General features: G+C 71.2%; 8 protein-coding genes. All 8 read left to right on the plus strand.

The window, feature by feature from the left end; translation table 11 throughout:
- The coding region (locus DKT68_RS29195) for a carbohydrate ABC transporter permease (protein WP_330848955.1) at positions 1–939 on the plus strand (939 nt) is incomplete at its 5' end.
- Complete coding sequence (locus tag DKT68_RS29200; RefSeq protein ID WP_109820594.1) at positions 936–1,790, plus strand: carbohydrate ABC transporter permease; 855 nt, start codon at positions 936–938, stop codon at positions 1,788–1,790. The genes DKT68_RS29195 and DKT68_RS29200, both read left to right, overlap by 4 nt.
- Entirely contained in the window at positions 1,787–2,620 is an 834-nt protein-coding gene (locus tag DKT68_RS29205; protein ID WP_109820595.1) for a sugar phosphate isomerase/epimerase family protein, read from the plus strand. The genes DKT68_RS29200 and DKT68_RS29205 overlap by 4 nt, the downstream gene beginning before the upstream one ends.
- Positions 2,617–3,795, plus strand: a complete 1,179-nt coding sequence (locus DKT68_RS29210) for a Gfo/Idh/MocA family protein (RefSeq protein WP_109820596.1) — start codon at positions 2,617–2,619, stop codon at positions 3,793–3,795. The genes DKT68_RS29205 and DKT68_RS29210 overlap by 4 nt, the downstream gene beginning before the upstream one ends.
- A complete protein-coding gene (locus DKT68_RS29215; RefSeq protein ID WP_109820597.1) occupies positions 3,792–4,658 on the plus strand; it encodes a sugar phosphate isomerase/epimerase family protein in 867 nt (288 codons plus the stop codon). The genes DKT68_RS29210 and DKT68_RS29215 overlap by 4 nt, the downstream gene beginning before the upstream one ends.
- Positions 4,659–4,887: 229 nt before the next feature.
- Positions 4,888–7,116 (plus strand): discoidin domain-containing protein, encoded by a 2,229-nt coding sequence (locus tag DKT68_RS29220; RefSeq protein WP_109820598.1) that lies wholly within the window; start codon positions 4,888–4,890, stop codon positions 7,114–7,116.
- Positions 7,117–7,374: 258 nt separating this feature from the next.
- Positions 7,375–8,184 carry a DUF1996 domain-containing protein gene (locus DKT68_RS29225; RefSeq protein WP_161556710.1) on the plus strand — a complete coding sequence of 270 codons (810 nt, stop codon included), beginning with the start codon at positions 7,375–7,377 and terminating at the stop codon, positions 8,182–8,184.
- A 261-nt stretch (positions 8,185–8,445) separates the two neighbouring features.
- Positions 8,446–8,955 (plus strand): discoidin domain-containing protein (locus tag DKT68_RS29230; RefSeq protein WP_146218447.1); only part of this gene is annotated, 510 nt, incomplete at its 3' end.

Raw genomic sequence — 8,955 nt, forward strand, 5'->3', positions numbered from 1 at the left:
ACCGGCGAGGGGCGCCGGGCCGGGGTGGCCCGCCCGTCCCCGCCGCGCCGCCGTCGCGGCGCGACCGCCGGCGGTGCCGCGGTGTGGCTGCTCGCGCCCGGCGGCCTGCTCACCCTGACCGTCATCGTCGTGCCGTTCGTCGTCGCGCTGGTGATGTCGCTGCTCGACCTCGACCAGTACACCTTCCGGCAGTGGCTGTCGGCGCCGTTCGTCGGCGCCGGCAACTACGTCGAGGCGGTGGGCCGCACCAGCCTGCCGCACGCCATCTGGGTCAGCGGGTCCGCGGCGGTGGTCGCGACGCTGCTCGCGTTGCCGCTCGGGGTCGCCGCCGCGCTGACCACCCACCTGCCGTTCCGCGGGCGGTCGCTGATCCGGTCCCTCTACCTCATCCCGTACGTGCTGCCCGCCTTCGTCGTCGGCACCATCTGGCGGATCATCCTGCAACCCGACGGGGTCGCCAACCAGGGCCTGGCGACCCTGGGCATCGCCGGCGGCCTGTGGCTGAACGGGCCGAAGAGCTACCTTGCCCTGATCGTCGTGCAGGCCTGGTCGGGCTGGCCGCTGGTCTACCTGCTCGCCCTGGCCGGCCTGCAGGGCATCGACGACAGCCTGCACGAGGCCGCCGCGCTCGACGGCGCGCAGTGGCGGGCGAAGCTGCGCCACGTCATCCTCCCGCTGCTGCGCCCCCCGGTCGCGCTCGCCGCGATCATCTCGCTGCTGCACATGGTGAACAGCTTCACCCTGCCGTTCGTGCTGTTCGGCGTCCCGAGCCCGCACGACGTGGAGGTGCTGCCGGTGCTGACGTACGTGGAGAGCTTCCAGAACCTGCGGTTCGGGCTGAGCGCGGCGATGGCCGTGATCTCGCTGGTGCTGATCCTGGTCCCGCTGCTGGTCTATCTGCGCACCGTCAGACTCGACGCGCCGGAGGCCGCCGCATGAACTCCGTGCTTCGCCTGCTGCCGCGACCACTGCAGATCGGCCTGACGGTGTTCCTGCTGACCATCGTCGGCGCGCCGGTCGGCTACGTCTTCCTCGGCTCGGTCAACACCGACCTGGCCGTGGCCGCCGGTGAGTTCTGGCCGGAGCGGGTCAGCGTCGGCAACTACGTCCGGATCTGGTCGACCGTTCCGCTCGGCCGGGGGCTCGCGAACAGCCTGCTCGTCGCCGGCACGGTGGCGGTGACCTGCGCGGCGATCGCGGTCTTCTCGGCGTACGTCCTGGTCCGGCACCGGTTCCGGGGCCGGCGCACCGTGCTGCGCGCGCTGCTGGGCATGCAGTCGATCCCCGGCACGCTGCTGCTCCTGCCGGTCTTCGTGCTCTTCGCGACGATCGGCAGCAGCCTCGGCGTGCCGACGATCGGCACCCGGTGGTCGCTGGTCGTCACCTACCTCACGTTCGGGCTGCCGTTCTCCACCTGGATCATGGTGACCTACCTGCGTGAGCTGCCCGGCGAGCTGATCGAGGCCGCCCGCGTGGACGGTGCCGGGAGCTGGCAGATCCTGCTGCGTGTCGTCATCCCGCTGAGCTGGCCGGGCCTGGTCGTCGCGGCGATCTTCGCGTTCCTGCTCGGCTGGAACGACGTGCTGTTCGCCTCGGTCATGACCGACGTGGACACCCGCACCGCGGCGGTCGTGCTGCAGGTCTTCGGCGCGGCGCAGGAGGGCGGGGCGATCCCGCCGTACGGGCAGATGATGGCCGCCGCCATCGTCTGCGCGGCCCCGGTGGTCGCCCTCTACCTCGCCTTCCAGCGGTACATCGTCGGTGGGCTGACCGCGGGAGGTGTGAAGTGACGGCGTGGACGCTGTCCGGCTTCGGCGACGAGATCGATCCCGACCCGGCGGTGCAGCTCGCGGTGCTCAGTGCCCTCGGTGCCCGGCACATCGAGGTGCGCAGCGCGTGGGGCACGAACGTGGTGGAGCTCGGCGACGCCCAACTGGACGGCCTGGCGGAGGCGGTCGACGCGCGCGGCATGGCGGTTTCGGCGGTCGCGTCGCCCGTCGGGAAGGTCGACGTGACCACCGAGGACGGCGGTGAGCTCGACCGGCTGCGCGCCGCCGTGGCGGCCGCCCACCGGCTGGGCAGCCGGTACGTCCGGATCTTCTCGTTCTACCGCCCGGCCGGGGTCGCCCCGGCCGAGATCCGCGCGGCGGTGCTGGCGCGGATGCGGGCCTTCGCGGCCCTCGCCGAGGACTCCGGCGTCGTGCTGCTGCACGAGAACGAGAAGGACATCTACGGCGATGTGCCGCAGCGGGTCGCCGACCTCGTCGAGTCGGTCGACTCGCCCGCGCTGCGCATCGCCTGGGACAACGCGAACTTCGTGCAGGTCGGGGTGCGGCCCTACGACGACGGGTACGCGCTGCTGCGCCCGCACCTGGAGTACCTGCAGGTCAAGGACGCGATCGCGGCCACCGCCGAGGTCGTGCCCGCCGGCCACGGCGACGGCCAGCTGCTGCGGACGCTCACCGCGCTGCGCGACGACGGCTATTCCGGCTTCGCCTCCCTCGAACCGCACCTCGCCAGCCAGCACGACCTCGGCGGATTCTCCGGCCCCGCCGAGTTCGGCCGGGCGGCGCGCGCGTTCGTGAACCTCACCGCCTCGATAGGAGTGCATCTTCGATGACCGTCCTCAACGTCGTGATCACGGGCAGCGGGGTCATCGCCCGCACCCACGCCGGGGCGATCCTGCGGCACCCCGGACTGCGCCTCAGCGCGCTCGCCGACCCGGACCCGCAGGCCAACGACCGGCTCGCCGGGTGGATCGGCGAGCAGGGCGGCCCGCCGCCGGCCCGGTACGCCTCGCTGGGCGAGGCCCTCGCGGCCGAGGCGGCGGACCTGGTAGTGGTCTGCACGCCCAGCGGTACGCACGCCGACCTCGCCGAGGAGGCCCTCGCGGCCGGCGTGCACGTGCTCGTCGAGAAGCCCCTCGATGCCTCCCTGCCGGCGGCCCGCCGCATCGCCCGGGTCGCCACGGACGCCGAGGCGGCCGGTCTGGTCTGCGCGGTGGTCTGCCAGCACCGGTTCGACCCGGCGAGCGTCGCGGTCGCCGCCCGGGTGCGCGCCGGCGACCTGGGGCGGCTCACCTCGGCGGTGGCCAGCGTGCCGTGGTGGCGGGGCCAGCGGTACTACGACTCGGCGGGCTGGCGCGGCACCTGGGAACAGGACGGCGGCGGCGCCACCATAAACCAGGGCGTGCACACCGTGGACCTGCTGCTGTGGCTGTTCGGCCGGCCCGAGGAGGTGTTCGCCTACACCGGCGTCCTCGCCCACGAGCGGGTCGAGGTGGAGGACGTCGCCGTGGCGGCGATCCGGTTCGCCGACGGGGCGCTCGCCGTGCTGCACGCCACCACCGCGGCGTACCCGGGCATCGGGGTGCGGTTGCAGGTGCACGGCTCGCAGGGGTCCGCGGTGATCCACGACGACCAGCTGGAATACCTGCACACCGCCGACGGCCCGGACCCGTCCGCGTACGCCGACGGGCCCGACCGGTCCGGCGACGCCGTGCCACCGTCGCAGCTGCGGGGGGCGACCAAGCCCGACGACGCCTTCGTGACCGGGCACCTGCGGCAGTACCACGACACGGTCGAGGCGATCCTCGGCGGCCGGCGACCGGGGGTCACGGCGGTCGAGGCGCTGCTCGACGTCGCCGTGGTCAAGGCGGTCTACCTCTCGGCGCACCTGCGTCGGCCGGTGTCGGTGCCGGCGGTGCTGGCCGGCGACTTCGACGACGTGCTCGCCGCCGTCGAGGGCTCCGCGGCCACGGTGTCGTCCGTCCTGCGGGCGGGGGTGGCGCGATGAGGTGGTCGGTGTTCACGGCGTCCACGCCGGACTGGACCCCGGAGGAGACGGTCGGGCAGTTGGCCGCGCAGGGCTGGGACGGTGTCGAGTGGCGGGTCACCGACCAGGAACCGGCCCGACCGCCCGGGTTCTGGGCCGGCAACCGGGCGACCGTCCCGTTGACCGGGCTGGAGGGTGAGCTGACCCGGATCGCCACGATCACCCGCGAGGCCGGGCTGGCGCTGTCCGGGCTCGGGGCGTACGTGCCGGCGGCCGACCACGGCAACGTCGAGCGGGTGTTGGCCGCGGCCGCCGCGCTGGGCGCGGAACGGGTCCGGGTGACCATGCCGCAACTGGGCAGCGGCGACTATCGGGAGCTGATGGCCGGTACCCGCCGGGACCTGGCGTGGATCGCCGGGCGGGCGGCGGAGCACGGGGTGACCGCGCTGGTCGAGCTGCACCACGGCACCATCGTCGCCTCGGCGTCCGCGGCGATGCGGCTGCTCGACGGCCTGCCGCCGGAGCATGCCGGGGTCATCCACGACATCGGCAACCTGACCATCGAGGGGTTCGAGGATCCGCTGGCCGGTTTCCAGCTGCTCGGCCCGTACCTGGCGCACGTGCACGTGAAGAACGTCGCGTGGCGGGTGAGCGGCACCCGGGACGACGGGGGACCGCGCTGGTCGGCCGAGTGGGCGCCGTTGCGGGAGGGGCAGGCCGACCTGGCGGCCTATCTCGGCGCGCTGCGTCGGGTCGGCTACGACGGGTGGGTGACGGTCGAGGACTTCTCCACCGCCGTGCCGCTGGCTCAGCGGACCCGGGACAACCTGGCCTACCTTCGGGCGTTGGACCTTCGGGTACGCGCGGAGAAGGCGGGACGCTGATTCCGTGAACTGACGGGAATTCATGCTCTGTGGTTCCGGCATCGATCGAGTGTGGCAAATGTTGGCAATCGATTGTCGGGCCCTGGTGGCGCCCATAGTGTCCAGACAACCGCCACTGGTGCGCGATCCGTGGGCCATCGTCCAGGGCCCCTCGGTACCCGTCCCCACGGAGCCACCGCCGCCTGGCCGTCGGCGGTGGCTTCCATCCTGACCCCATCAGGGAGATGTCATGCAACGCTCCGTCAGCAGGGCGAGCCGGACCGGCAGACGCCGGTCCGCGCTCGCCGCGGCCGTGTCCGGGCTGGCCGTGTTCGTCACCTACGCCCTCGCCGTGACCACCCCGTCCGCCACCGCCACCGCCGCCGCAGCCGGCTGCGGCACCGCCAACCTCGCACTGAACCGGCCGGCCACCGCGTCGTCGGTGGAGAACAGCCGGCTGTCGGCGGCCAACGCCGTGGACGGCAGTGCCACGACCCGCTGGTCCAGCGCGTTCAGTGACCCGCAGTGGCTCCAGGTGGACCTCGGTGCCAGCACCGATGTCTGCGAGGTCGTCCTCACCTGGCAGACGTCGTACGCGAAGGCGTTCCAGATCCAGGTCTCACCCGACGGGGTCGGCAACTGGTCGTCGCTCTACTCCACCGCCACCGGCAGCGGCGGCACGCAGACCATCCCGGTCAGCGGCACCGGCCGCTTCCTGCGGGTGTACGGCGCCACCCGGGCTACCGGCTACGGATACTCGATCTTCGAGCTGGTGGTGCACAGCGGGTCGACGCCCACGACCCCACTGCCCACGACCGGCCCGCCCATTCCCGGTGGGGGCGACCTCGGCTCCAACGTCATCGTGTTCGACCCGTCGATGTCGTCGTCCAGCATCCAGTCGAAGCTGGACCAGGTGTTCGCCACGCAGGAGACAAACCAGTTCGGCACGCAGCGGTACGCGCTGCTGTTCAAGCCCGGCTCGTACACCGGCCTCAACGCCCAGTTGGGCTTCTACACCTCGGTCGCCGGCCTCGGGCAGAACCCGGCCGACGTGCAGATCAACGGTGACGTCACCGTCGACGCGGGCTGGATGGCCGGCAACGCGACGCAGAACTTCTGGCGCTCGGCGGAGAACATGTCGATCACTCCGGTGTCGGGCCGTGACCGGTGGGCGGTGGCCCAGGCGGCGCCGTTCCGGCGGATGGACGTGCACGGCGGGATGACCCTCGCCTCGCCCAACTGCGGGTGGGCCAGCGGCGGGTACATCGCCGACAGTCGGATCAGCGGCACGGTCAGCCCGTGCTCGCAGCAGCAGTGGTACACCCGGGACAGTCAGGTCGGCGGCTGGAACGGCGGCGTCTGGAACGTGGTCTTCTCCGGTGTGGCCGGGGCGCCCGCCAACACGTTCCCGAAGCCGCCCTACACCGTCGTGCCGAAGACCCCGGTCAGCCGCGAGAAGCCCTACCTGTACACGGACTCGTCGGGCGCCTACCGGGTGTTCGTCCCGTCCCTGCGCACCAACAGCTCCGGCGTCACCTGGGCGGCCGGCAACACCGCCGGCACGTCGCTGCCGCTGACCCAGTTCTACGTCGCGCACCCGGGCGACTCGGCGGCCACCATCAACAGCGCGCTCGCGCAGGGCCTGAACCTGCTCTTCACCCCGGGGGTCTACCACGTCGGCCAGACCATCAACGTGACCCGGCCGGACACCGTCGTCCTCGGCCTGGGCTTCGCCACCCTCATCGCCGACAACGGGGTCACCGCGATGAACGTGGCCGACGTCAACGGGGTCAAGGTGGCCGGGCTGCTCTTCGACGCCGGCACCACCCGGTCGCCGTCGCTGCTCCAGGTCGGCCAGAGCGGCGCGAACGCGGACCACGCCGCCAATCCGATCTCGCTGCAGGACGTGTTCCTGCGCGTCGGCGGCGCCGGCCCGGCCGCCGTCACCAACGCCCTGATGGTAAACAGCAACAACACGATCATCGACCACATCTGGGCCTGGCGTGCCGACCACGGCGCCGGGGCCGGGTGGACCACGAACCCGTCCGACACCGGCCTGGTCGTCAACGGCGCCGACGTCACCGCGCTCGGCCTGTTCGTCGAGCACTTCCAGAAGTACAACGTGATTTGGAACGGCAACGGCGGCCGGACCATCTTCTTCCAGAACGAACTGCCCTACGACCCTCCGAGCGCAGCAGCTTGGTCGCACGACGGCATCACCGGCTACGCCGCCTACAAGGTGGCCAACTCGGTGACCAGCCACGAGGCCTGGGGGCTCGGTAGCTACTGCGTGTTCACCGCCGACCCGTCCATCGCCGCCTATCACTCCTTCGAGGTTCCGGTCAATCCCAACGTCAGGTTCCACGACGTGCTGACGGTGTCCCTGGGCAAGGGTTCGATCACCCATGTCATCAACGACACCGGTGACGCCGCGCTGCCGTCCTCCGTGACCCCGCACAACGTGATCAGCTACCCGTGAATCATCGAGTGTCCGGCCGACCCGGGTCGGCCGGACACTCTGTGCGGGTTATTACGCGGCACCGTCGGCCAGCCCTTTTGGCAAACTGATGGCAACCAATTGTTTCAATCTCGGGCCATTGTTAGCTTTTGGAAATAGATGCTCGTTCCTACGTCCAAAGGAGATCAAATGAGCCTCAGATCGCTCTTGTCCAGAGCCGTTTCGGGAGGGCGTCGGAGAGTTGTGGCCAGGCCACTCGCCGCGGTTTTCCTGAGTGTCGTGGTAATCGCCGCGGTCGGTGGAAACGGCACGGCGTTCGCGGCGGACGACCCGCCCTTCGCGCAGTATCAGGAGGCGCACGCCAACTGCGACGTCAACCACCGGCTCAGCGACGACCCGATCGTCTTCCCCGGTCTGCCCGGTGCGTCGCACAACCACACGTTCATCGGCAACCCCACCACCAACGCCAACTCAACCCCGCAGTCCTTGGTCGGTGGCGCCACGTCCTGTCAGGACACCCTCGACGCGTCCGGATACTGGTTCCCGACGCTGTCGCAGAACGGCACGCCGGTGCCGAACAGCATCGTCACCGTGTACTACAAGGCCGGGGTGAAGGACTACCGCACGGTCAAGCCGTTTCCCGCCGGGTTCAAGCTGCTCGTGGGGGACGTGAAGACGCCGGACGCGGCGCACTTCGGGGGCAGCTGGTCGTGCACCGGCTACAAGGGCAACGACTGGCCGGCCTCCTGCCCCTCCGGGTCGTCCCTGGTCGTGCGCCTCAAGGCGCCGAGTTGCTGGGACGGCGTGCACCTGGACGTGCCCGACCACAAGTCGCACATGGCCTGGCCGGTGAGCGGGGTCTGCCCGGCCGACCACCCCGTCCCGCTGCCGATGCTGGAGATCAAGCTCCCGTACAAACTGGCGGGCACCAGCACCGCCGGCCTGGCATATTCCTCGGGGGCCAGCTACTCATTCCACTACGACTTCATGAACGGGTGGAATGCGGCCCGCCAGGCCTATGTCGTGGCCTACTGCATCAACGGGGGTCGGCAGTGCAACGGTTACGGTGAGGACCCCAAGAAGCCGTAGCGGTCAGGTGGCGTCGATCGTGGCCGGTGCTCGGTGTCGAGCGCGAGTCGCCCGGCCACGATCGGCCGCGTCCGGTAGCGGCCGGCCCCGGTGCTCCGACCATTCGCCGCCCGTCAGCGTATTCATGCTGATCAATCAGCTTCCATTGACATCCGTGGTCGGCAGGGTTAAGAGTGAGTTACGTCGGAGAGCGCTCTCCCGCGAGTTGGGCCCGAAGCAGTGAGCTGTCGGTCCCGCCGCCGCCACCCCGAAGGAGTACCGATGAATCGGACTCTCCCCCCGTCCCGCACCCCCTTGTCCCGAGCTGGGCGCGGCCGCCGCCTCGCGGCCCTCGGCAGCGCACTGCTCCTGCTGCTCGGCGCGTACCTGGCGATCCTGGCGCCGCCCGCCGACGCCGCCGACGCGCTGCTGTCCCAGGGGCTGCCGGTCACCGCCTCGTCGACCGAGTCCGTGGCGTTCCCCGCCTCGGCGGCCGTCGACGGCAACGCCGGCACCCGCTGGTCCAGCGCGTTCAGCGACCCGCAGTGGCTACGGGTCGACCTGGGTGTCTCCGCCACCGTCAGCCGGGTGGTGCTGCGCTGGGAGGCCGCCTACGCCCGCGCGTTCACCATCGAGACATCGCCCACCGGCACCGACACCTGGACGACGATCCACACCACCACGGCCGGCACGGGCGGCGTTCAGAACCTCGCGGTCACCGGCACCGGCCGTTTCGTCCGGGTCAACACCACCCAGCGCGCCACCCAGTACGGCGTGTCGCTGTGGGAGCTG

This window comes from Micromonospora acroterricola, assembly GCF_003172955.1.
Classification (GTDB): Bacteria; Actinomycetota; Actinomycetes; order Mycobacteriales; family Micromonosporaceae; genus Micromonospora; species Micromonospora acroterricola.